The 23572-nt window shown below is 68.8% G+C and carries 22 protein-coding genes; 10 read left to right on the forward strand and 12 right to left on the reverse strand.

What is annotated here, in order from left to right:
- Positions 1-3: 3 nt before the first annotated feature.
- The 4 genes from AC1DMQ_RS23505 to AC1DMQ_RS23520 form a co-directional block, all read right to left on the reverse strand.
- The gene (locus AC1DMQ_RS23505) at positions 4-312 is read right to left on the reverse strand and encodes an SCP2 sterol-binding domain-containing protein (RefSeq protein ID WP_477035955.1); all 309 of its coding nucleotides are present in this window, start codon (positions 310-312) and stop codon (positions 4-6) included.
- A gap of 90 nt (positions 313-402) precedes the next feature.
- Positions 403-1077, reverse strand: a complete 675-nt coding sequence (locus tag AC1DMQ_RS23510) for a hypothetical protein (protein ID WP_477035956.1) — start codon at positions 1075-1077, stop codon at positions 403-405.
- Complete coding sequence (locus AC1DMQ_RS23515) at positions 1074-1976, reverse strand: class I SAM-dependent methyltransferase (RefSeq protein ID WP_477035957.1); 903 nt, start codon at positions 1974-1976, stop codon at positions 1074-1076. Before AC1DMQ_RS23515 ends, AC1DMQ_RS23510 begins: the two co-directional genes overlap by 4 nt.
- 93 nt (positions 1977-2069) lie before the next feature.
- Positions 2070-2912: a class I SAM-dependent methyltransferase gene (locus tag AC1DMQ_RS23520; protein WP_477035958.1), complete on the reverse strand. Its 843-nt coding sequence runs from the start codon at positions 2910-2912 to the stop codon at positions 2070-2072.
- Between the two features lie 241 nt (positions 2913-3153).
- Here AC1DMQ_RS23520 and AC1DMQ_RS23525 point away from each other — a divergent pair, with 241 nt between their 5' ends.
- Positions 3154-3621, forward strand: a complete 468-nt coding sequence (locus tag AC1DMQ_RS23525) for an Hsp20 family protein (RefSeq protein WP_477035959.1) — start codon at positions 3154-3156, stop codon at positions 3619-3621.
- Between the two features lie 126 nt (positions 3622-3747).
- On the opposite strand, the gene AC1DMQ_RS23530 is transcribed toward AC1DMQ_RS23525, so the two are convergent.
- The 3 genes from AC1DMQ_RS23530 to gpmA form a co-directional block, all read right to left on the reverse strand.
- The gene (locus AC1DMQ_RS23530; RefSeq protein WP_477035960.1) at positions 3748-5010 is read right to left on the reverse strand and encodes a pentapeptide repeat-containing protein; all 1263 of its coding nucleotides are present in this window, start codon (positions 5008-5010) and stop codon (positions 3748-3750) included.
- A 156-nt stretch (positions 5011-5166) separates the two neighbouring features.
- Positions 5167-6426 carry a pentapeptide repeat-containing protein gene (locus AC1DMQ_RS23535; protein ID WP_477035961.1) on the reverse strand — a complete coding sequence of 420 codons (1260 nt, stop codon included), beginning with the start codon at positions 6424-6426 and terminating at the stop codon, positions 5167-5169.
- A 123-nt stretch (positions 6427-6549) separates the two neighbouring features.
- Positions 6550-7263, reverse strand: a complete 714-nt coding sequence (gene gpmA, locus AC1DMQ_RS23540) for a 2,3-diphosphoglycerate-dependent phosphoglycerate mutase (protein WP_477035962.1) — start codon at positions 7261-7263, stop codon at positions 6550-6552.
- A gap of 122 nt (positions 7264-7385) precedes the next feature.
- On the opposite strand from gpmA, the gene AC1DMQ_RS23545 reads away from it, so the two are divergent.
- The 4 genes from AC1DMQ_RS23545 (at position 7386) to AC1DMQ_RS23560 (ending at position 10841) form a co-directional block, all read left to right on the forward strand.
- On the forward strand, positions 7386-7628 hold the full coding sequence (locus tag AC1DMQ_RS23545) for a hypothetical protein (RefSeq protein ID WP_477035963.1): 243 nt from the start codon (positions 7386-7388) through the stop codon (positions 7626-7628).
- Positions 7625-8581: a KpsF/GutQ family sugar-phosphate isomerase gene (locus AC1DMQ_RS23550; RefSeq protein WP_477035964.1), complete on the forward strand. Its 957-nt coding sequence runs from the start codon at positions 7625-7627 to the stop codon at positions 8579-8581. Before AC1DMQ_RS23545 ends, AC1DMQ_RS23550 begins: the two co-directional genes overlap by 4 nt.
- Before the next feature lie 68 nt (positions 8582-8649).
- Complete coding sequence (locus AC1DMQ_RS23555; protein WP_477035965.1) at positions 8650-9303, forward strand: hypothetical protein; 654 nt, start codon at positions 8650-8652, stop codon at positions 9301-9303.
- Positions 9304-9389: 86 nt separating this feature from the next.
- On the forward strand, positions 9390-10841 hold the full coding sequence (locus AC1DMQ_RS23560; RefSeq protein WP_477035966.1) for a M6 family metalloprotease domain-containing protein: 1452 nt from the start codon (positions 9390-9392) through the stop codon (positions 10839-10841).
- On the opposite strand, the gene AC1DMQ_RS23565 is transcribed toward AC1DMQ_RS23560, so the two are convergent.
- The 3 genes from AC1DMQ_RS23565 to AC1DMQ_RS23575 form a co-directional block, all read right to left on the reverse strand.
- The gene (locus tag AC1DMQ_RS23565; protein ID WP_477035967.1) at positions 10838-11236 is read right to left on the reverse strand and encodes a response regulator; all 399 of its coding nucleotides are present in this window, start codon (positions 11234-11236) and stop codon (positions 10838-10840) included. The genes AC1DMQ_RS23560 and AC1DMQ_RS23565 overlap by 4 nt on opposite strands.
- Positions 11237-11290: 54 nt before the next feature.
- On the reverse strand, positions 11291-11920 hold the full coding sequence (gene upp / locus AC1DMQ_RS23570) for a uracil phosphoribosyltransferase (RefSeq protein WP_477035968.1): 630 nt from the start codon (positions 11918-11920) through the stop codon (positions 11291-11293).
- A gap of 92 nt (positions 11921-12012) precedes the next feature.
- Positions 12013-12636, reverse strand: coding sequence for a TetR/AcrR family transcriptional regulator (locus tag AC1DMQ_RS23575; protein ID WP_477035969.1), 624 nt, complete (start codon positions 12634-12636; stop codon positions 12013-12015).
- A 101-nt stretch (positions 12637-12737) separates the two neighbouring features.
- Between AC1DMQ_RS23575 and AC1DMQ_RS23580 the strand changes: the two genes are divergently transcribed.
- From AC1DMQ_RS23580 to AC1DMQ_RS23600, 5 genes are all read left to right on the forward strand, one after another.
- A complete protein-coding gene (locus AC1DMQ_RS23580; RefSeq protein WP_477035970.1) occupies positions 12738-14219 on the forward strand; it encodes an efflux transporter outer membrane subunit in 1482 nt (493 codons plus the stop codon).
- Between the two features lie 57 nt (positions 14220-14276).
- Entirely contained in the window at positions 14277-15404 is a 1128-nt protein-coding gene (locus AC1DMQ_RS23585) for an EmrA/EmrK family multidrug efflux transporter periplasmic adaptor subunit (RefSeq protein WP_477035971.1), read from the forward strand.
- A 36-nt stretch (positions 15405-15440) separates the two neighbouring features.
- Positions 15441-17012 (forward strand): DHA2 family efflux MFS transporter permease subunit, encoded by a 1572-nt coding sequence (locus AC1DMQ_RS23590; protein ID WP_477035972.1) that lies wholly within the window; start codon positions 15441-15443, stop codon positions 17010-17012.
- A 171-nt stretch (positions 17013-17183) separates the two neighbouring features.
- Positions 17184-17960 (forward strand): FadR/GntR family transcriptional regulator, encoded by a 777-nt coding sequence (locus AC1DMQ_RS23595; protein ID WP_477035973.1) that lies wholly within the window; start codon positions 17184-17186, stop codon positions 17958-17960.
- Positions 17961-18062: 102 nt separating this feature from the next.
- Entirely contained in the window at positions 18063-18431 is a 369-nt protein-coding gene (locus tag AC1DMQ_RS23600) for a YciI family protein (RefSeq protein ID WP_477035974.1), read from the forward strand.
- A gap of 30 nt (positions 18432-18461) precedes the next feature.
- On the opposite strand, the gene AC1DMQ_RS23605 is transcribed toward AC1DMQ_RS23600, so the two are convergent.
- Both AC1DMQ_RS23605 and AC1DMQ_RS23610 read right to left on the reverse strand, forming a co-directional pair.
- A complete protein-coding gene (locus AC1DMQ_RS23605) occupies positions 18462-20720 on the reverse strand; it encodes a transglycosylase domain-containing protein (RefSeq protein WP_477035975.1) in 2259 nt (752 codons plus the stop codon).
- A gap of 145 nt (positions 20721-20865) precedes the next feature.
- Entirely contained in the window at positions 20866-23235 is a 2370-nt protein-coding gene (locus AC1DMQ_RS23610) for a TonB-dependent receptor (protein ID WP_477035976.1), read from the reverse strand.
- Between the last annotated feature and the right edge of the window lie 337 nt (positions 23236-23572).

Here is a 23572-nt window from a genome sequence, read left to right on the forward strand (position 1 = left end):
GGATCAGCGCATCTTCGCGAAGAGGGCCGCCATCTTCGACTGCAGGGCCATGGCCGTGCCCATGTCCGACAGCTTCAGCTTGCCGGTCATCACCGCCATGGTCGGGTCGAGCGAGCCGGCGCCGATGGCCAGCAGGTCGTCCAGCGAGAGGGTCATGGTCAGGTCGGCCGGCTTGTCTTCGTTGGTGACCGAACCACCGTCGATGTGGATGACGCCGGTTTCCTTCAGGTCGAACTTCAGGCTCTTGCCCAGGCCGCTGTCGTCGCCGACGGCGCCTTTGATACGATCGGTGATTTCCTGCAACGTAGCCATTAGCGCGTCTCCCTCTGTGGCGCGTGGATTCTGGGCGGCAGACTGGCCGCTGGATCGCGGCGAGTAAACACTGTTCAGACGCGCCGGCGGCTATTTCTTCGTGACGTAATAGTCCACCGCCGACGGGGTTTTGGCCAAACGGACGCGGGACGCGCCCTTGAACTGGCCGGGTTCGAAGACAACGCCTCCGGCGATGACCGGCAGCGGCCTGGAGCTTCCGTTAGGGAAGATCGCCACGCCGGAATCGACCGTCAGGAACTTCAGGCCGTCCATCTGCGGGGCCATCAGGGCCATGGGGCCGGCGGCCTTGCGGATGGCCTTGTTGGAGTCCTCGACCGTGGCGACCAACTCTCGCGCATCGTACTCGGCGGCCGGCTTGAGCACGGGATCGAGCAGCATGGTCGAGCCCAGCTTGGTGTCGGCGGGAACGTCGAAGCTGACCTGCGCCTTGGCCTGAAGTTGGGCCAGGGTCGGCGTGCGCTCGAAACGCCCCTCGCCGTCGATCGGCAGCGGGGTGCGGACGCCGTTGGCCTCGATCAGGGTAGCCTTGACGCCGGTCGCCCGCTTGCCCTCGCGCATCAGGGCGTAGGTGACCTTGATCCTGGACCGCTCGGCGGCCGGCACTTTCAGGAAGGCCTCCAGGAACGAGAAGACCTTGGTGGCCGGCGCGACCTTGCCCGCCTCGGCGCGCGCCGCCGAAGGGATCGTGGCCGCCAGCGCCAGGGACATCAGGGCCGAGGCGACGGCGCGCCGGTCCAGGCTCATTTCGGTTTCACGAACTTCAGGGTCATGCGGTCGCTCTCGCCGATGGCGTCGTACTTGGCGTGGTCGAAGCCGGGCTCGGCCGGCTCGCCGCGCGGGGCCGACAGTCGGGTCGGCGGCAGGGTCCAGACGCCGAACGGATGATCCTTGGTGTCCTTGGGATTAGCGTTGATCTCGCTTTCGCCCGCCAGGACGAAGCCGGCCTCCTTGGCCATCTCGATCACATAGGCTTGCTGCACGTAGCCGTCGGCGGCCAGGACGTCCTGTACCCGCCCGGGTTCGCCGCGGTGCTCCTCGACGCCCAACACGCCGCCCGGCTTGAGCGCGGTCAGGGCTTCCCGGAAGGCCTTCTCGGCCAGGCCCGCGGCCATCCAGTTGTGCAGGTTGCGCAGGAACAGCACCAGGTCGGCCGACCCGGCCGGAGCCACCGGGCCGCTGGACGGTCCGAACGCCGTGACGACGACCTCGCCATAGAGCTTCTTCTTGTCGGCCAGCTTGCGCTGGTAGGCCTCGACGGACGCCTTGGCGCTGGGCTCGTCCGGCAGGTCGGTCTGCAGCGAGGCGGCGTAGAGCTTGCCGCCGGTCGCCGCCAGATAGGGGGCGAGGATGTCGGTGTACCAGCCGGAGCCGGGCCAGAACTCGACCACGGTCTGCCCCGGCTTGAGGCCCCAGAACTCGAGGCTCTCGACGGGATGACGTGAGGCGTCGCGGGTCTTGTCTGCCGGCGAGCGCCAGTCGCCCTCGGTCGCGGCCTTCACGGTCATGGTTCCGGCCTTGTCCGCCGGCTTGCCCGCGCCAGCCTCGGCGTCCGGCTTGGCCGGCTTGCGGCCGCAGCCCGCCAGGCTCAGCGCGGCGACGCCGGTGAGCAGCCCCCGCCGTGACCATCGAAGTCCTGAACCCATGCCGCCACCCACCATCAATTCACAGCCCCCGATCATGCACCCGACCTTGGCGAAACTTCGCCCGGATCAGCCCAGTTTTCAGCTTGGCAAGGTTCAGCCCGGCTTGCGGAAGCGCAGCGTCATGCGGTCGCTCTCGCCGATGGCGTCGTACTTCGTGCGGTCGAAGGTCGGATCGGCCGGCTGGCCGCTGGGCGCGGTCTGCTTGACCGGCGGCAAGGTCCAGACGCCAAACGGATGGTCCTTCGTGTCCTTGGGGTTGGCGTTGATCTCGGACTTGGCGTCGAGCTTGAAGCCGGCCTTCTCCGCCAGCGCCACCACCGTGGCCGTCGCCAGATAGCCGTCCGCGCCCTTGTCGGCCTCCGACTTGGGATCGGCGCGGTGGTCCTCGACCGCCAGGACCCCGCCCGGCTTCAGCACGTCGAAGAAGTCCTTGAAGATCTTGTCGGCCACGCCCGGCTGGACGGTCCAGTTGTGGACGTTGCGCGCGGTCAGGACCAGGTCGGCCGAACCGGCCGCGCCCAAGGGTCCGGCTACCGGTCCGAAGTTCACGAACCGCACGGTCCCGTACTTGGCGGGATCCAGGAAGCGCATCTCGAAGTTCGCCCTGCCCTTTCGAGCCCCGTCCGAGACCTTCGGATTGGCCAGGTCGGCGAGACCGGCGACGTAGGTTCCGCCGGTGGCCTTGGCGTAGGGCGCAAGGATCTCGGTCCAGTAACCGCCGCCCGGCGACACCTCGACCACGGTCTGCTTGGGCTTCAGCCCCCAGAAGGTCAGGCTCTCGTAGGGATGGCGGGCGCCGTCGCGGACCACGTTGGCCGGCGTCCGGTCGGGCGAGGCGACGGCCGCCTGCAACGCCGCGTCGGCGGCGAACACGGGCGAGGCGGAAAGGCAAAGCGTCGCGGCGGCGACAAGGAGGAGATGGCGGCGGCAGGTCATCGTCGGAGCTCTCCAAGGTGGGCCGGGGGACCGGGCGAGCCGACCTTAGCCGTGACCGAACGGCGATCAAGCGATTCACCGCCAAGTCGCTCATTCAACCCCTTGAAGTCGAATTTCGGCTCACCACCTTGGTCTCGAAGGCGCTGGAAACCCGGGCCTTCCGGACCGCCGACGACGCCATTTCGGGTCGCCAAGGGTCTGAACCTATTGAACAACCTTGCTTTGAAAGAAGGATGTCACCATGCGTACGATCGACCTGTCCCCCCTGTATCGCTCCGTCGTCGGATTCGACCGCCTGGCCGCCCTGCTGGACGCCGCCGCCTCGAACGAAGCCGCCTCGGGCTATCCCCCCTACAATATCGAGCGCACCGCCGAGAACGCGTACCGCATCGAGATCGCCGTCGCCGGCTTCAAGTCGGAAGAGCTCGGCATCGAGGTGAAGGAGAACCTTCTCACCGTCACCGGCCGCAAGCCGGCCAATGACGAGGCCAAGCGCTATCTCCACCGCGGCCTGGCCGAGCGCAACTTCGAGCGCCGCTTCCAACTGGCCGACTACGTGGTCGTGACCGACGCCGCCCTGTCGGACGGCCTGCTGTCGATCTCGCTGAAGCGCGAGCTGCCCGAGGCCCTCAAGCCCCGCACGATCGAGATCAAGTCGGCCGCGCCCCTGATCGAAGGCGACAAGGTCGAAGGCGAGAAGGCAGCCTAACACCACCTTCGCGCGTTACTGTATCTCCCCTCTATGACTTTCAGGGCGGCGCCATCAGGCGTCGCCCTTTTTTCTGGCCGGAATGGCGCGCTCATGGACGCGGCCGATCCTCCGGACGCCGCCGGCCTAAGCCGGCGCGAAATCCAGCCCCTGCACCTGGGTCAGATCGCAGTCGCGCAGGCTGGTCTTGCTCAGCCGGGCGCCGGTGAAGTCGGCGCCCCGCAGGTCTGCGCCGTCGAGCACCGCTTCGCTGAGGTCGGCCGCCTGCAACAGGGCGTAGCGCATCCGGGCGGCCTTCAGGTTGACCAGGGTCTTGCGCTCGGGGCCCAGGGGCAGCGGCGAGAGGAACGCCTGGCGCAGGTCGGCCTTGGTCAGGTTGGCGCCCGACAGCTTGGCGCCGCGCAGGTCCGCACCGCGCAGATTGGCCATGCGCAGGTCGGCGTTGCGCAGGTCGGCGCCCTGGAGCTGGGTTCCGGACAGGTCGATCCCGACCATGCAGGCGCCGGCCGCGCTCATCGCCGTCAGCCTCAGGCCCTTGAGTCGATCGCCGAGCGGACGCAGGTCTTCGCCGTCCAGCCGGGCAGGCTCGCCCTCCTTGCCGCCGGTCTTGCACCAGGCCTGGTTGGCCAGGCAGCGCTGGTGGATCTCCTCGACGCGCGACAGGGCCCGTTCGGTCGAGGCCGCCAGGCAGCCCTGCATCGCCGCGCCGCTGGTGCGGGCGGTGGAGGTGTCGACCCCCGCCATCACCGCGCCGGTGAAGTTGGCGCCTTCCAGGTTCGCGCCCTTGACGTCGGCGCCGTCCAGGATGGCCCCGCTCAGATTGGCTTCCTTGAGGTTGGCCCCCGCCAGCTTGGCGCCGCGCAGCGAGCAGTCGCTGAAGTCGGCCTTGAAAGCCGAGACGCCGGTGAACTGCGAGCCGTCCAGCGTAGCGCCCGAGAAGTTGACCTCGTCGACCTCGCCGTTGCGGGTCTCGTGGCGGACGGTCTCCAGGCCCTTGCGAGGATGCGGGATGGCCACCTGGCCTTCGCGGAAGTCGGCCTGGGTCAGGTCGGCCTGCGACAGGTTCGCGCCGCGCAGACAGGCGCCGCGCAGGTCGGCGCGCACCAGCACGGCCTGGCGCAGATCGGCCTTGCGCAGGTCGGCGCCGAACAGATTGGCCCGCTCCAGCCGCGTGCGGACCATGCGGCAGCCGTCGAGGATGGAGGCCGAGAAATCGGCGTCGGCCAGGTTGCGGAAGGACAGGTCCAGGCCCGACAGGTTCATGAAGCGCAGCGAAGCCCGCTTGCCGCCCTGCTTGCCCGTGACGAATTTCTCGTGCGCCGACACGATCATGTCGAGCTCGGCCTGGCTAAGTCGCCGCCGTCCCGCAATGCTCTGCGCCGCGCTCATGTCTTACGCTTCTCCCCCGAGAAACCCGTTGATCCCGCTGAGGAATAACGGCGATCGACAAGCGAACCGTTAAGGCCGCGCCGTTTTGCCGCAACTTTCGCGAGGTGGCGTCGAAAATTCGTGGTTAGCGCTACCAGGCGCCAGATCACCCAAGCCCTAGATCACGTCGTCCAGGCCGCGAGCGCCCTGACGGATGGCGCCGGTGATGTCGACGTCCTTGAGCAGGGCGTTGGTGAAGTTGGCGCGCGACAGGTCGGCGCCGCTCAGGCAGGCCTGGCGCAGGTCGGCCCGGGCCAGGTCCGCATTGGTCAGCAGGGCCCCGGTCAGGTCGCTGGGCAGCAGGCGGTCGCGGCCGATCAGCAGCGGACCCAACTGGGCCTCGCGCAGGTCCGACCCCGCCAGCTTGGCCCCCTTGAGACGCGCCCCGCGAAGGTCGGCCCGACGCAGGTTGCATGAGCGCAGGTCGGCGCCTTCCAGCTGCGCGCCCTGCATCTGCACGCTCTCCATGTCCAGGCCGTAGAACACCGCCCCCTTGGCCGACAGGGCCGTCAGGTTGAAGCCGCGCACGGATTTCAGGTTGCGCAGGTCGGCCTTGTCGAACACCGAGGGCTTGCCCTCGGCGCCGCCCGTCTCGCACCACTTGGCGTGGTCGGCGATCATCTGCTCGTAGGGCATGTCGGACACGTCCTTGCCCGACGCCTTGTCGGTCAGGGCGCCGTCCATGTTGGTGTCGTTGATGTTCCAGGACATGGTCTTGGCGCCGACCAGGACCGCGTTGCGCAGATCGGCCCCGAACAGGTTGGCGCCCGACAGGTCGGCCCCGGCCAGGTTGGCGCCGTTGAAATTGGCCTGCTTGAGGTTGGCCCGCACCAGCTTGGCGTCCTTGAGGATCGCGTCGCTGAAGTCGGCCTTGGTGGCGATGATGCCGGACAGGCGCGAGCGTTCGAGGTTGGCGCCCGCCAGGATCGCGCCGTGGGCCTGGGCCTCGCGCTGCACCGGCTCGATGACGCGATAGCCTTCCTTGCGGTCGGCGGCGGCGATCTGGCCTTCGCGAAGGTCGGCCTCGAACAGGTCGGCGCCGGTCAGGTTGGCGCCGCGCAGGCTGGAGCCGCGCAGGTCGCAGCGCCGCATCGAGGCGTCTGTCAGGTCCGAGCCGTGCAGGTCCGCGCCGTACAGGGTGGCGTTGTCGAGCTTGGTGCGCCGCATGTCGCAGCCGACCAACAGGGCGCCGGTGAAGTCGGCGTCGCACAGATTGCGGCCGGTGACCGACAGGCCCGAGAGATCGCAGAAGGCGAAGACGGCGCGTGCGCCTCCCATCCGAGCCGACCACAGACGGTCATGCTTGGCGCAGATCACGTCTACGTCGTGCTGCGTCAGGCGCTTGTGCTCTTGGCCTGCCGCGGGAGGGGCGTTCATGACGGCTCGTATCGGCTCCCCGAAGGGCTAGATCCGCACAATGCGCCGAGCCGGATTAACGCTGCGTTTCCAAGCATTTCGGGACACCGGGGCGCAGCTTGCCCGAGTGTCCCGAACGCTGGATCAGCGCGCCGCCGGCAGCGGCTGGGCGCGGCTTTCATCCAGATAACGCGCACCGGTCGGCTTGAGGGCCGCGTCCAGATCGATGACCAGCGGATTGCCGGTGGGGATCTCGACATGGACGATGTCGGCGTCGGGCACGTCGAACAGGTGCTTGACGATGGCGCGCAGCGAGTTGCCGTGCGCGGCCACCAGGATCGTTTCGCCGGCCGCCAGCTTGGGCGCGATGGCCGCTTCCCAGTACGGCAGCACGCGCACCAGGGTGGTCTTCAGGCTCTCGGTGCTTGGCAGGTCCTTGCCGGCGTAGCGGCGGTCCTTGGCGAAGTCGTACTCGCCGCCCGGGGCCAGTTCCGGCGGCGGGATGTCGTAGGACCGGCGCCAGATCGTGACCTGCTCCTCGCCGTGCTTCTCGGCGGTCTCGGCCTTATTCAGGCCGGTCAGGCCGCCGTAGTGGCGCTCGTTCAGCCGCCAGTCCTTGGTCACGGGGACGAAGCTCTGGCTGGCCGCGTCCAGCGCCAGGTTGCAGGTGCGGATGGCGCGGGTCTGGACCGAGGTGAAGGCCTCGTCGATGTCGATGCCGGCGGCCTTGATCAGCTCGCCGCCCTTGCGGGCCTGGGCCTCGCCCTCGGCGGTCAGGTCGACGTCCACCCAGCCGGTGAAGCGGTTTTCGAGATTCCATTGGCTCTGGCCGTGGCGGAGCAGGACGAGAACGGGCATCGGACCTCCAAGATGTGTCGGAGGGCGGGCTAAGCCCCGGCCGCCCCCGCGTCAAGCGCCCTGCCCTTGCATTGCCGTTCTCTCGCCCTTCTCTCCTTTGGGGGGCATGCTATAGGCAGGCCATGCCCGATCGCATCCTCATGCCCTTCCTGGCGCTCATCGGCCTGGCCCTGATCGCGTTTTCGCTCGTCTGGCCGCAGGGTTACGGCGCCCGTTCGCCGGCCCCGTTCGGCGCCGTTCCGATCCAGCAGACGCCGGAGATGCGGGTCAAGATCCAGCGCGAAAAGGACGCCGCGGCCCTGCGCGAGCAGCAGGCCCGCCAGCAGGTGAGCGACGCCCGCGCCGCGGCGTCGACCGGGCCATGAGCGCCTTCGACGCCATCCTTGTCGGCCAGCGGGTCCTGAACGCCGAGGCCGAGGCCCTGGCGCTGCTGTCGGCGTCCCTCGACGAATCGTTCGTGCGCGCCGTCGAGGCCCTATTCGACGCCAAGGGCCGCGTGGTCTGCACCGGAATCGGCAAGTCGGGCCACGTGGCGCGCAAGATCGCCGCGACCCTGGCCTCGACCGGCTCGCCGGCCATGTTCGTGCACGCCGCCGAGGCCAGCCACGGGGACCTCGGCATGATCGGCCAGGGCGACGTGGTGCTGGCCCTGTCCAAGTCCGGCGAAGCGCGCGAGCTGTCCGACAGCCTGGCCTACGCCAAGCGGTTCTCGATCCCGCTGATCGCCATCACCGCCGTCGCCGACAGCCAGCTGGGCCGGGCCGCCGACATCCTGCTGCTGCTGCCCGACGCGCCGGAGGCCACGGCGGAAGTCAACGCCCCGACCACCTCGACCACCCTGCAGATCGCCTTGGGCGACGCCCTGGCCGTGGCCCTGCTGGAGCGCCGCGGCTTCACGGCCAGCGACTTCAGGGTCTTCCACCCCGGCGGCAAGCTGGGCGCCATGCTGCGCACGGTCGGCGACCTGATGCATGGCGAGGGCGAACTGCCCCTGACCCGCGAGGACGCCCCGATGCCCGAGGCGCTGCTCGAGATGAGCGAAAAGCGCTTCGGCGCTGTCGGGGTGATCGCCTCGGACGGCACGCTCAGCGGCCTGATCACCGACGGCGACCTGCGCCGCCACATGGACGGGCTGATGGGCCACGTGGCCGGCGAGGTCATGACCCGCGCCCCGCTGACCATCACCCCCGGCGCCCTGGCGGCCGAGGCCCTGGCGGTGATGAACGAGCGGCGCATCACCGTGCTGTTCGTGGTCGACCAGGGCCGCCCGGTCGGCATCCTGCATGTCCACGACCTGCTGCGGGCCGGCGTGATCTGACGAGGCCGCCCGCTCCCTAGCCGGCGATTCCACTTGCACGGCGAAGCTAAGACAGGCGATCTCGGGGCATGCGCCGCTCGTCCCTTCCGCTCCTGATCACGGCCCTGCTGCTTGCCGGTCCGGCCGCGCCGGCCCTGGGGGCGTCGGACCCCGGCACGATGCAGCAGAAAGACTCCCTGCGCGACGCGGTGGCCGCGCCGCTGGAGGACCTGAACCTCAAGCGGGCCGCGATCCCTCCCGTGCTGCTGCGCGCGGTCGAGAGTCCGTACGACCTGACGGACCTGACCCGCTGCGAGGGCATCGCTGGCGAGATCGGCCGGCTGGACGCGGCCCTGGGGCCGGACCTGGACGAGGCCCCGCCGCCCGACACCCGCTCGCGCGGCAAGAAGGTCGCCGACGCCGCCTATGGCGCTGGCGTGGGCGAGGTGCGCAACACCACCCAGCACGCCCTGCCCTTCCGCGGCTGGGTGCGCAGACTGACCGGCGCGGCCAAGCACGACCGGGCCGTCCAGGCGGCGATCCAGGCCGGCGCCGTTCGTCGAGGCTATCTGAAGGGCGTGGGCATGCGGATGAACTGCGCACCGCCGGCCGCCCCCAGCTGGTTCGTGCCCGCCCCGCCGCCCAAGCCCGTCGCGACGCCGACCGCGCCCGGTCCTCTGGAGCGGCTGGCGGCCTTCTGGGACGGCGTGGTGAACTGGTGGCGCGGCTGGTGGCCGTTCTAGCGCGAATATCTCCATATGGTTGAGTTTGCCTGACATGCACTTTTAGGACACTGTGCTAGCGCGTCGGGCGTCTCGTGGAGGGTTCCATGCGCTATGCGTTCAAGCCGTTTTCCGGATGCGCCTGTCGGCGGGCCCAGTGCGCGGTGCCCGCCTCGCCGGGGCTGATCTCCCAGCTCTACGCGCGGTACCTGTCGCTGCTGGCCGAAGGCCGGCTCGACAAGGACATGACCTTCGAAGCCTATTACAAGGTCTGGCGGGCCAGCCGGCGCGGCCCCAACAATGTCGGGCTGGACGACGGCGAGGTGCGGCTGGGCGGGACCAAGGGCCCCCTGCGGATCGACCAGCCAGCGCGCAAGCTGGCCGGCGAGATCCGCACCATGGTGCTGCTGGTCGACTTCCCGGATCGTCCGCACGCCGACGACCACAGCCCCGGCATGTATGAGCAGATGCTGTTCAGCGTCGGGAAGTTCCCGTCCGGCAGCATGCGCGACTTCTACCGGCAGATCAGCGGCTGGAACAAGGACAGCGGCGCGGAGGGCCCCGGCATCGACGTCACCGGCGAGGTGCACGGCTGGTTCCGGATGCCCAACCCGATCACCTTCTACGCCGACGGCAATTCCGGCATGAGCGACAACTTCCCGCGCAACGCGCCGGCCCTGGCTCGCGACGCGGTGCTGGCCGCCAAGTTCGCCGGTGTCGACTTCGGGGCCTTCGACGCCCTGGGCGAAGGGACCGTCACGGCGCTGTTCGTGATCCACGCCGGCGGCGGGGCCGAGACCACGGGCGATCGCAACGACATCTGGAGCCACAAGTGGATCATCCCGGACGGCGTCGAGGTGGGCCACGGCATCTCGGTCAGCACCTACCTCACCGTGCCCGAGGATTGCCGCGTGGGCGTCTGCGCCCATGAATGGGGCCACCTGGCCGCGCGCTGGGCCGACTATTATGACACCGGCGCCACCCAGAGCACCCAGTCCAACGGCCTTGGCAACTACTGCCTGATGGCGGCCGGGTCGTGGGGCAATTCAGGCCTGACGCCGGTCTATCCCAACGGCATGCTGCGGATGTTCCACGGCTGGGTCGAGCCGCAGATCATCATGGAAAGCAAGAAGGGCGTGGTGCTGAAACCGGCCGCCGAGGGCGGCGCGCCGGTGATGATCCGCAACTCGGCCTTCATGACCGACAGCCAGTACCTGCTGGTGGAGTACCGACGAAAGCGCAGCCAGGACGCCTTCCTCCCCGACCAGGGCGTGGCGGTCTATGTGGTCGACGAGGCGGTCGAGGACGTCAATGACGAGGGCCGCCTGGCCATCGAGCTGATGCAGGCCGACAACCGGCGCGACCTGGCCAAGATCTTCGGCCAGGGCAATCGCGGCGACTCCAACGACCTCTACCCCTCGCTGGGCAACGCCGAGCTGGGCCGCAAGACCAAGCCGGCGTTGAACATGCCTCGCTCCAAATGGTCCGGCGTCAGCATCAAGGTGGTCGGCAATCCGGGCGACGATCAGATGAAGATCGACATCACCCTGGACGCCTAGGGCGCGAGCCCGGCCAGGGTCTCGCGCACCTTGGCCGCCAGCTGGCGCGGTTCGAACGGCTTCATCACGTAGCCGGCCGCGCCCAGTTGCATGGCCTGGACGATGCGGTCCAGGCGACCGTCGCCGGTCAGCATCAGGACGGGCGGGCCGGGATCGCGCCCCGGCTCGTTCGTCGCGTCCTTGATCGCCTTCAGGCCGTCCAGCCCGCTCTGCCCAGGCATGCGCACGTCCAGCAAGACGAGGATGGGAGTCTCGTTGGCCAGGGCGGCGATGAGCGGCTCCACCGCTCCGAAGACGCGCACGGCGAACCCCTCGCGCTCGAGCGTGATCTGGATCACCTCCAGCGTGACGGGATCGTCGTCGGCGACGAAGATCAGGGGCGGCGCGAACAGCATGCGAAAGCCTTAACGCCCAAGCTTGGCCAGCGGAAGACCACCGCCGGACTTTCGTCAGCGCGTGCCGAAAGTCCGGTCACCGGCGTCGCCCAGGCCGGGCACGATGTAGCCGTGGTCGTTCAGCTCGGCGTCCACGGCCGCCGTCCAGATCGGCACGTCGGGATGGGCGGCGCGCAGGGTCTCGACGCCCTGGACCGAGGCCACCAGGCAGACGAAGCGCAGGTCGGTGACGCCCGAGCGTTTCAGCAGGTTCAGGGCCGCGACCGCCGTATGGCCCGTGGCCAGCATCGGGTCGACCACGATGACCAGGCGGTCGGCGATGTCCTCGGGGGTCTTGTAGTAGTACTCCACCGCCTCCAGCGACGCCGGGTCGCGGAACAGGCCGATGTGCGCCACCCGCGCCGAGGGCACCAGGTCCAGCATGCCCTCGGCCATGCCCAGGCCCGCCCGCAGGATGGGGGCGAAGACCAGCTTCTTGCCGGAGATCTCCTCGGCCTGGGTCGGCGCCACCGGCGTCTCGATCTCGACGGTGTGGGTCGGCAGGGCGCGGGTGACCTCGTAGCAGAGCAAGGTCGCCGTCTCGCGCATCAGGGCGCGGAAGGTCTTGGTCGAGGTCTGCTTGTCGCGCATCCGGGTCAGCTTGTGGCGGACCAGCGGGTGGTCGACGATGGTGACGCCTTGCATGGCCGGGCTTTCCTCTTGCGGGACGCCGGACAGCCGCGCCCCCTCGCCGGACCAAGTGCCGTCTTAAGCCCCCAACGCCAAGCGGAAATCGCCTAGCGGCCGGTTCCGTAGGCGGCCAGGAACATGTTGACCGCCGGCAGCACCTCGCGGTCGATCTCCTCGGACGTCGGCGCCGCCATGGCGTTGCACAGCCGCGCCTTCAGCAGGTGGTTCTGGCACATGCCGATGAATTGCCGGGCGGCGTGGACCGGGTCGTCGATCTTCAGCTGGCCGCCGTCGACCGCCTTCTGCAGGACCGCGCCCAGCCGCTTCGATCCGCTCCGGGGACCGGCCTCGTAGAACGCCAGGCCGATCTCGGGCGTGCGCTGGGCCTCGGCGACGATCACCCGGAAATTGGCCATGCTGAAGTCGCTCAGCACGATCGACAGATAGATGCGCCCCGTCTTGATCAGGGCTTCGCGGATGTCGCCCAGTTCGGACTCGATCTCGAACATGGCGTCGCGCTGCCAGGCGCAGTGGCGCACCACATAGGCGGCGAACAGCTCTTCCTTGTTCTTGAAGTAGTTGTAGAGCGTGCCCTTGGAGCCGCCGACCCGCGCCGCGATCGTCGACATGGATGCATTGGCATAGCCCTCCTCCAGGAACACGTCGCTGGCGACGTCCAGGATGGCTTCACGGCGGGCGTCTCGGTCGAGACGCGGTTTCACGTCCTGCATCATTTCTTTTCCTTCGGGGTCCCCCTTGATCCCGTCAAGCTCACGGTTATATCAGCGCCATCATATGACCGTACAGTACGGTCAATTCAAGGTCGGCGCTCATGACTACCAACGCCCTGGACAAGCCCATCGCCTTTCCAACCGCTTCAGGGTCGCCAAGGTCTCGCGAGGTCGGCGTCACCGTTTCGATCCTGCTGGCCGCCCTTCTGACCAGCGCCTGCGCCACCATGCCCGCCCCGACGCCGGCCCGGGTCGCCAAGGCCCCAGAGGCCTACGCCGCGGCCCAGACCCTAACCACCGCCGACGCCGCGGCCTGGCCGGCCGACTCCTGGTGGAAGGCCTATGGCGACACCCAGCTGGACGCCTTGGTCGACGAGGCCCTGACAGGCTCCCCCACCCTCGCCCAGGCCGAAGCCCGCCTGCGCCGCGCCCAGGCCCTGGCCAACCAGGCCAAGGCCGCCCAACTGCCTAGCGTCAGCGCCAACGGCGGCGTCGAGCGGGCCAAGCAGAGCTACAACAACGGCATCCCCGCCGACTTCGTGCCCCAGGGCTACAACGACTACGGCCGGCTGAGCCTGGACTTCAGCTGGGAGCTGGACTTCTGGGGCAAGAACCGCGCGGCCGTCGCCGCCGCCACCTCGGAAGCCCGGGCCGCCCAGGCCGACGCCGCCCAGGCCCGGCTGATGCTGGCCACCTCGGTCGCCGCGTCCTACGCCGACCTGGCCCGGCTCTACGCCGAGCGCGACGTGGCCGAACGCTCCGTGGCCCTGCGGCTGGAGACCCTGAACCTGGTCAGCGACCGGGTGGCCAACGGCCTCGACACCCGCGGCGAGCTGCGTCAGGCCGAGGCCGGGCCGCCCAACGCCCGCGCCGAACTGGCCGCCATCGACGAGCAGATCGCCCAGACCCGCAACGGCCTGGCCGCCCTGCTGGGCGCGGGTCCGGACCGCGGCCTGGCCATCGCCCGCCCGTCGGTCGCCAACCTCAAGCCGTTCGGCCTGCCCGCCAATCTCGCCGCCGACCTGATCGGCCGCCGACCCGACGTGGTCGCCGCCAAGTGGCGGGCCGAGGCCAGCAGCAAGCGGATCGGCCAGGCCAAGGCGGCCTTCTATCCGAACGTCAACCTGGCCGCCGCCATCGGCGTGCAGTCGCTGCACCTGGACAAGCTGTTCGACAGCGGTTCGGACGTCGGCAGCGTCGGCCCCGCCGTCAGCTTGCCGATCTTCGAGGGCGGACGGCTGAAGGCCAACCTCCGCGCCGCCGAGGCCGATCGCGACGGCGCGGTGGCCGCCTACGACTCCGCCGTCACCCAGGCCCTCCGCGACGTGGCCGACGTGGCCGCCAGCGAGCGGGCCCTGAACACCCGGCTGGCCGAGAGCCGCGCCGCCCTGGCCGCCAACGAGGACGGCTTCCGCATCGCCCGCCTCCGCTACCAGGGCGGCCTTTCCACCTATCAGAACGTGCTGATCGCCGAGCTGGCGGTTCTGGCCCAACGCCGGAATGTCGCCGACCTGGAAAGCCGCGCCCTGACCCTGGACGTCGCCCTGGTGCGCGCCTTGGGCGGCGGCTTCGCCCCGGTCTGATTTCAGTCCGAACCCTTCTTCGCCCCTTCGCTTTTCGCGCCTCCAGGACCTCCACCCATGGCCGACACCGCCCCCTCCGCCCAGCCCACGGGCAAGCCCAATGGAAACCGCAGACAACTGCTGACCGGCCTCGCCGCCGTGGTCGTGGTCGGCGTCGTGCTCTGGGTGCTCTACGCCGTCCTCATCGGCTCGCACCACGTCGAGACCGACAACGCCTATGTCGGGGCCGAGGTCGCCCAGGTGACGCCGCTGATCAGCGGCCCGGTCGCCAAGGTGCTGGTCTCCGAGACCCAGGTCGTCGCCGCCGGCCAGCCGCTGGTGGTGATCGACGACGCCGACGCCAGGATCGCCGTCCTCTCCGCCGAGGCCGCCCTCGGCCAGGCCCAGCGCAAGGTCAACGGCTACTTCGCCAGCGACGACGCCCTGGCCGGACAGGTCGCGGCCCGCGACGCCGACATCGCCCGCGCCGCCGCCGCCGTGACCGGTGCCCAGGCCAGCCTCGAGCGCGCCCGGCTGGAGCTGTCGCGCCGCAAGGCCCTGTCGGACTCCGGCGCGGTCTCGGGCGAGGAGCTGACCATCGCCCAGGGCCAGTTCACCAACGCCCAGTCGGCCGTGACCGAAGCCCGCGCCGCCCTGGCGCAGGCCAAGGCCAGCCGCGTCGCCGCCGAAGGCAACCGCGAGGTCAACACCGCCCTGATCTCGGGCCTGCCCGCCAACAAGAACCCGGAAATCGCGGCCGCCGAGGCGCGTCTCGCCAGCGCCCAGCTGGCCCTGGACCGCACCGTGCTGCGCGCCCCGCTGGCCGGCGTGGTGTCCAAGAAGAACGTCCAGGTCGGCCAGCAGGTCACCATCGGCGCGCCGCTGATGGCCATCGTCCCGACCACCGACGCCTTCGTCGACGCCAACTTCAAGGAAGTGCAACTGGACAAGGTCCGCATCGGCCAGCCGGTGACCCTGACTTCGGACCTCTACGGCGGGAGCGTGAAGTTCCACGGCCGGGTGAAGGGCCTGTCGGGCGGCACCGGTTCGGCCTTCTCGCTGATCCCCGCCCAGAACGCCTCCGGTAACTGGATCAAGGTGGTCCAGCGTCTTCCGGTCCGCATCCAGCTGGACCCGGCCGAGCTGAAGGAACACCCGCTGCGGGTCGGCCTGTCGATGAAGGCCGCCATCGACATCTCCAAGTAGTCCGCGCCCTTACAAGCCCCTCCAAGGAAGCGCCGCATGGCCGACCAGGATTCCTCACCCGCCGCCGCACCGGCCGCCGCCGGCCCCGCGCCGATGGCCGGCATGATGCTGGCGGTCACCTCGATCGCCCTGGCGCTGGGCACCTTCATGCAGGTGCTGGACAGCACCATCGCCAACGTCTCGATCCCGACCATCGCCGGCAATCTGGGCGTCAGCACCAGCCAGGGCACCTGGGTGATCACTTCGTTCGCCGTGGCCAACGGCGTGTCGGTGCCGCTGACCGGCTGGCTGATGGGTCGCTATGGCGTGGTCAAGACCTTCGTCGCCTCGGTGCTGTTGTTCACCCTGGCCTCGTTCCTGTGCGGCGTGTCCTGGAACCTGCCGTCGCTGATCGGCTTCCGCATCCTGCAAGGCCTGGTCTCGGGGCCGATGATCCCCGGCTCGCAAGCCCTGCTGATCATGATCTTCCCGGCTCACAAGCGCGGGACGGCCCTGGCCATCTGGTCGATGACCACCCTGGTGGCGCCGATCTGTGGGCCGATCCTCGGCGGCTACATCTCCGACAACTTCGCCTGGCCGTGGATCTTCCTGATCAACGTGCCCGTCGGCCTGCTCTGCGCCTTCCTGTGCTGGCGCGGGATGAGCAACCGCGAGACCCCGACCCGCAAGGTCCCGATCGACACCACCGGCTTCATGCTGCTGCTGGTCTGGGTCGGGGCCCTGCAGGTGATGCTGGACACCGGCAAGGACGCCGACTGGTTCAATTCGCCGGCCATCGTCGTCGAGACCCTGGTGGCCATCGTCGGCTTCATCGCCTGGGTGATCTGGGAGCTGAACGAGAAGCACCCGATCGTCGACCTGTCGCTGTTCAAGTCCAAGAACTTCGCCCTGGGCACCGTCGCCTTCTGCCTGGGCTACGCGGTGTTCTTCGGCAGCAACCTGCTGCAGCCGCTGTGGCTGCAGACCCAGATGCACTACATCGCCACCTGGGCCGGCCTGGTCGCCGCCCCCAGCGGCGTGGTGGCCGTGCTGCTGACCCCGTTCGCCGCCCGCATCATGCAGAAGGTCGACGCCCGCTGGGCCGCCACCCTGTCGCTGGCCGCGTTCGGCCTGTCGTTCTTCATGCGCTCGGGCTTCAACTCCGACGCCGACTTCAGCGCCCTAGTCTGGCCCATGCTGGTTCAGGGCGTGGCGATGAGCACCTTCTTCCTGTCGATGGTGACCATCTCGCTGAACGGCGTGCCCCCCCATCAACTGCCCTCGGCCTCGGGCCTGTCGAACTTCTCGCGGATCACCGCCGGCAGCTTCGCGGCTTCGTTGACCACGACGATCTGGGACCGGGGCGAGAGCCTGCACCAGAACCGCCTCGCCGAGTCGATGGCCTCGAACGACCCGACCTGGCTGACGGCCCTCGAACGCCTTCAGGCCGCGGGCCTGAGCCACGCCCAGGCCGTGGGCGCGGTGACCAGCCAGGTGGTCAACCAGGCCTATCTGCTGTCGACCATCGACTTCTTCCGCGCCTCCGCCTGGCTGGCGGTCTTGCTGATCCCCCTGGTCTGGATGACCAACAAGGCGATGAGCAGCGGCGGACCGCCCCCGGCCGATTAGGCGGCCGACCGGAGCGTGACAGCCGAAAGTGGATGCCGGTTTCGGCGCCCGTCACGCTCCAGATGCTCAGTCTAGAGCCGGTGTGGGCTCTAGACCGCGGTTGTCGCGCGCGCCCTACCCTTCCGGCGCGACGCCGCTTAAGATAGCGCTGTCGAGAGGGTTGAAGACGAAATGACGACGACGACGGCCGCCGCAAATCCCCTGCGCCTGTACCAGCGCGTGGCCGCGGACATCGGTCAGGCCATCGCCGACGGCCGTCACCAGCCCGGCCAGCGCCTGGCTTCCGAGCGCGACCTGGCCGAGGAGTTCGGCGTCAGCCGTCCCACCATCCGCCGCGCCGTGATCGCCCTGGAGATGCGCGGCCTGCTGGAGGCCCGGCAGGGCTCGGGCGTCTATGTCCGCGCCGGGGGCCAGCCGCCCCCGCCGCCGCGCGACCTGGACATCGGGGCGTTCGATCAGGCCGAGGCCCGCCGCCTGTTCGAGGGCGAAGCCGCCGCCCTGGCCGCCACCCTGATCACCGACGAGGAGCTGACCTATCTCGAGACCCTGGTCGCCGAGATGAACAGCGAGAAGTCGACCAAGGAACAGTCCGAGCTGGCCGACCGCCAGTTCCACATCACCATCGCCCAGGCCACCCGCAACAGCGCCATCGTCCGCGTGGTCGAGAACACCTGGGACCTGCGCTACAAGTCGCGCCTGTGCATGCAGATGCTGGAAAAGGCCCGGCACGTGCGCAAGCGGCCGTTGAACGACGAGCACCAGGACATCATCGAGTCCCTGCGCACTCGCGATCCCAAGGCCGCCCGGTCCGCCATGCAGACCCACCTGGGCGGGCTGATCGAGAACCTGCTGCTGACCGCCGAGTTGGAGGCCATGGAGCAGACCCGCGAACGCCTGGCCAGCAAGCGCGAAGAGATCGCCCTGCGGGCCGCCAGCGCGGCGAAGTAAACGACCCATCCCGATCTTCGCGGGGCGATGTCGGTCCCCGCGGGCGTCGTTCGTCGTTCCAGTGTCAGGCCGATGGGATCGGCTCGAACAAGGAGACGGACGATGCGCGTGATGGTGCTCGTGAAAGCCACCGAAGACAGCGAAAAGGGCTTCTTCCCCACCGCCGAGACGAACGCGATGCTCGAGGCGATGGGCCGCTACAACGACGAACTGACGAAAGCCGGCGTCTTGCGGGCCGGCGACGGCCTCACACCCTCCTCCCGAGGCAAGCGCGTCGCCTTCGACGGCGCCGGCCGCACGGTGATCGACGGGCCCTTCGCCATGACCCGCGAGCTGGTCGCCGGTTCCTGGCTCTGGGAGGTCAAGAACATGGACGAGGCCGTCGCCTGGGTGAAGCGCTGCCCCAACCCCATGCCCGGACCCAGCGATATCGAGATCCGGCCGTTGTACGAGATCGAAGATCTGCAATGAGGTCCCCGCGCCAGCCTCCGACGACCGGTCCTAGCCCGCCGGTCGATCCGACGTCGGCGCGGCCGGGACTGGGGCCGGGGCCGCGGGCACGCCTATCACGGGCGGCGGCGGCGCGGAGGGCGATGGTCCAGCGGGAGCCGGCGGCGCGTTCGGGTCGATCGGCTGGGCCGGCTGGCCTTCCAGCGGGATAGCCCCGTTGATCGGCAGGCCGTCGGGTCCCACCAGCGTCGGATCCTCGGCCGCCGAGACGGCGTCGTCGCCTTCGGGCTCGGCCGCCTTGGGCGCGTCGCGATTGACGGCGTAGGTGGCGACGCTCTTCCAGATCTTGGCCGGCAGGCCGCCGCCGACCACGCCGTTCATGGCGCTGTTGTTGTCGTTGCCGACCCAAACCCCGATCACCAGGTCGCCGACATAGCCGACGAACAGGGCGTCGCGATAATCCTGGCTGGTGCCGGTCTTGCCGAAGGCGCCGGGGATGGCGGCCTCGATGCCGGTGCCGCGCTGGGTGGCCGAGCGAAGCAGGTCGCGCATGCCGGCCAGCTCGGCCTTGCTCAGCTTCTTGATGTTGGCCGGCTTCTTCCAGTCGGCCAGGCCGTGCGGGATGACCGGCGCCTCGCCGGCGTCGATCGCCGCATAGGCGGCCGTCAGATGCACCAGGCTCATCGGCCCCGTGCCCAGCGCCAGGGTCAGGTCGTCCGGGATCGGGTCGGTGATCCCCAGGTCGCGCGCGGTGCGGACGATCGGGTCGCGGCCGATGTCGTGGGCCAGGCGCACGGCGGCCACGTTGGACGAGCCGGCGAAGGCGGTGATCAGCGGCACTTCGCGGCCGGCGTACTTGCCTTCGTGGTTCTTGGGCGTCCAGCCGCTGACCACGACGGGCGCGTCGAGGATCGGGCTGGTCGGGGTCATGCCCTGGCGGAGGGCCGCCAGATAGACGAACAGCTTGAAGGCCGAGCCGGGCGGGCGCTGGGCGTCGGCGCGGTTGAACTGGCTGACCTTGTAGTCGCGGCCGCCGACCATGGCGACGATCCGGCCGTCGGTGCGCATGGCCACGATCGCGCCCTGGGTGACGTTCAGCACCTTGCCGTCGCGGGCGATCGCCTGGTCGAGGATCTTCTCGGCCTGGGCCTGCAGCCTGGGATCCAGCGTGGTGCGCACCACCGTCTCGCCATAGGTGTTCTCGAACACCGCCTTGGCTTGGGGGAACACCCAGTCGGCGAAGTACGAACCGACCGGCAGCTTCGGGCGCCCCGCCCGGACGTGGACTTGCCGCACGGCGCTGGTCGCCTGGGCCTGGGTGATCACCCCGGTGTCGACCATGGCGCCCAGCACGGTCTTCATCCGCGTCTTGGCGCCCTCGAAGTTCTCGGTCGGAGCCCAGCGGGACGGCGCCTTGACCAGGCCCGCCAGCATCGCCGCCTCGCCGACGCTCAGTTGCTCGGGCGCCTTGTCGAAATAGTGCCGCGACGCCGCCCCCAGGCCGAACGTGCCGTCGCCGAAATAGACCGACGACAGGTAGCGCGACAGGATCTCGTCCTTGGACAGGCGGGCGTCCAGATAGAGCGCGATCAGCACCTCCTGGATCTTCCGCCGGAAGGTGCGCTTGTTGGACAGGAAGGCGTTCTTGGCCAGCTGCTGGGTGATGGTCGAGCCGCCCTCGGACACCCCGCCGGCCTTGGCGTTGGCGCCCACGGCCCGCAGGATCGCTTTCGGATCGATGCCCATGTGCTTGTAGAAGCGCCGGTCCTCGATGGCGATGAACGCGCCGGGCACATAGGCGGGCAGCCTGGCGACCTCGACGGGGGCCTCCTTGTACGAGCCGCGACGGGCGATCGGCGAGCCGTCGGCCGCCACGATCACCAAGGTCGGATTGGCCAGGGGCTCCAGCGCCCGGCCCAGCGGCAGGGACCACAGCAGCGAGACGACGATCGCGATCACGATCGCCACCGAGGCGGCCGCGCCGATCTGCCAGGGCCGTCGCTTCCAGATCGGCGGCTTGGCCGGCGACGGCGGTTCGGGGACCTCCGCGACGGGCGCTTCGACGGCTTCCGCCTTGACCGTTTCGGCCGGCTCGGCGGCGTCGTCGGCTTGCGCCTCGGGCGCCGGCGTGGCCTCGCTCGTGGGCTCTTCGACGGCGTCGGCCGCGACCGGCTCGGCGGCGGGCTTGGCCCTGGACCGGCGGCGGGCGGGTTTGCGCTTGGGCGTCACCGCGTCCACGACCTCCTCGACCGGGACCTCCCCCGGAATCGTCGGATCGATGGGTTCGCGGTCGTCGGCGGCGTCGGACATTCGGATCGGACTCGTTCGGGCGAAATCGCCAGCAAGAGCGCGGCAATAGCACAGACGATCCGGCGAGCGGATGGCGCGGGACGCAAAAAATTGGCCGGACCCGCGAACGGGACCGGCCAACAGTGGGGGGGATGAACGGGGAGGTCTAGAAGTTCACGTCCAGGCGCGCGCCGAAGTAGCGGAAGGCGTCGCGGCCGGGGAACCAGGTCTTGCCCTGGGCCGTCGGGATGGCCGGGTTGCTGTAGCCCGAGGTGCCGTTGCCCAGGCCTTGGGCGTAGCGCTTGTCGAACAGGTTGTTGGCGAAGGCGGTCAGCTTGTACTTGCCGTCGCGGTCGGTGATCCCGGCGCTCAGGTCGGTGATGCTGTAGGCCTTCTGGATCGTGCGCGGATCCTGGCTGAGCCCGAAGTTGATGTCGTCCTGCCAGCGCAGCGTGGCGGCGATGAAGCCCTTGAACGGCACGTTGTCCGGCAGGTCGATGTCGTACTGACCGCCGACGCTGAACTTGTACTCGGGCACGTTGTTCAGGCGCTTGCCGTGCAGGTTCTGCACGCGGCCGTTGGTGCGGGGCGTGTTGTAGCAGACGCCCGGCGCGCCGACGAAGGCGGGGTCAGCGCTGACCACCGTCGGCTGGCCGCTGTAGCAGGGGCCGTTCGGGAAATCGATCACCGTGGCGTCGGTGTAGGCGAAGGCGCCGTTCAGCCGGAAGTTCGAGGTGATCCGGGCCACGGCGTCCAGTTCCAGGCCCCGGGTCCGCAGGTGGCCGACGCTGTTGAGGAAGGTCAGGAAGGTGCCGTCCGGCAAGAACGAGGTCACCGAGGTCTGGAAGCCGTAATAGTCGGCGTTGAACAGGGTGGCGTTGAAATAGACCCGGCGGTCCAGCAGGCTGCTCTTGAAGCCCAGTTCATAGTTCTTGGCGGTCTCGGGCGGCACCGGCATCTGGGCCGCGATCCGAGCGTCGAAGGTGCTGACCAGGTCGTAGGCCTGACCCTTGTAGCCGGTCGAATAGGTGGCGAAGGTCATGATGTCGGGCGTCCACTTGTACTGGACACCGACCTTGCCGGTCACCGCGTCGTCCTCGTCGGACTTGCCGAAATACTGATGGGTGGTGGCCGCGCCGGGCGTGGTGCTGGCGAAGATCGTCTTGTCGAACTTGTAGCTGATCTTCTGGCGGTTCACCCGCGCGCCGCCGGTCAGGCTGAGCTTGTCGGTCACGTCGAAGGTGGCGTTGGCGAAGGCCGAATAGTTCTCGTTGGTGCTCTCGGCCAGATAGCGGGCCAGTTGCAGCACCGGGCCGCGATCCAGGAAGCGGTCCAGGTCGTTCTTGGCGTACCAGAGGCCGGCCACGTAGCGGAACCGGCTGTCGCCCGGCGAGGTCAGGCGGAACTCCTGGGTCACCGACTTGGCGTGGAAATAGCCGTTGATCACCGCGCCGCTGTTGATCCCCGACGGGTTGGCCACCGGGAAGCCGATCAGGAACGGCACGTCGGTGCCGTCGATGTCCTGGAAGTCGCGCATCTTCCAGCGGTCCTGCGAGGTGATCGACGAGAAGGTGTGACCCTTCAGGACCGAGCCCTCGCCGAAGTCGTAGTCCAGGCGGGCCGTGCCGCCGAACACCTCGGAATTGCCGCCGCCGATGCGGTCGTCGGCCCGGATGAAGTGGTTGTTCTTGTCGATCGTGATGCCGCGCAGGGTCGTGGTCGCGGGGAAGCCCGGCTCGCCCTGGTAGAACAGGCCCGGCGTCAGCTCGATGATCGCGCTGGCGCAGCAACTGGAGACGTTGTGGTTGAACCGCGGCGCCAGGCTGAGCTTGAGGTTCTCGGTCGGGGTCCACTCGATCTTGGCGGTGACCGTCAGGCCCGAGCTGCCGTTGACGTTCTTGCCGGTGGTCAGGTTCTTGAGGTTGCCGTCGTAGTCGCTCTTGGCCACGGTCAGGCGGGCCCGCACGGTGTCGTTGATCGGAACGGTGACCGTGAAGCCGATGCGCTTCTCGCCGTCGTCGGTGGTCAGCAACATGGCCTTGCCGCCGAAGGTGTCGGACGGCGCGGCGGTGACGATGTTCAGCACGCCGGCGATGGCGCTCTTGCCAAACAGGGTGCTTTGCGGACCGCGCAGCACTTCCACGCGCTCGACGTCGATCAGGTCCTTGAAGGCCGCGGCCTGGAAGCCGATCGGCACGTCGTCGATGACCACCGCGACATCGGACTCCACGGCGATGCCGTTCGAGAAGGTGCCGATGCCGCGCATCTTGATGCTGAAATTGCCCGGCTGCGAGCCGTAGTCGATCGAGATCGCCGGCGACAGCTTCACCACGTCGCCCAGTTCGCGGACGTTGTTGCGGTCGATCACGTCCTGGGTCAGGGCGGTCACCGACACCGGCACGTCCTGCAGGCGCTCGGCGCGCTTGGTGGAGGTGACGATGATCTCTTCCAGTTGGATCGACGGATCGGAACCGGCGGACTGGGCATGGGCAGCGCCGGTGGCCGCCATGACGGCGAACACGGCGGTAGACGCCAACAGGGCATGCTGGATCGTTCTCATAACTTCCCCTCGCTTCCTCGCGCGGCGCCAGGCCGGTTCATCCGGTCAATTATCAGCGCCAATTTGGTAAGGCCAAAATTGGCCAGTGGTCAGGCAATTTGTCAAGTAAGTAGTGACATCGTTGTCATTTCGTCACAACTCACTGAAAATGCGGCGATTTAATGTAGCGACTTAACGACACTAAACGAGCGGCCGGCGATAGCCCCTTTGCGTACGGCTGTGGAATATGGTCATTTAGCTTGCGGACAGACGGCAAATTGGTAATGCCAGATTGGTCACAGGATTGAGGGGCGAATGATCCGAACACCACCGC

The organism is Caulobacter sp. 05L422, from assembly GCF_056397765.1.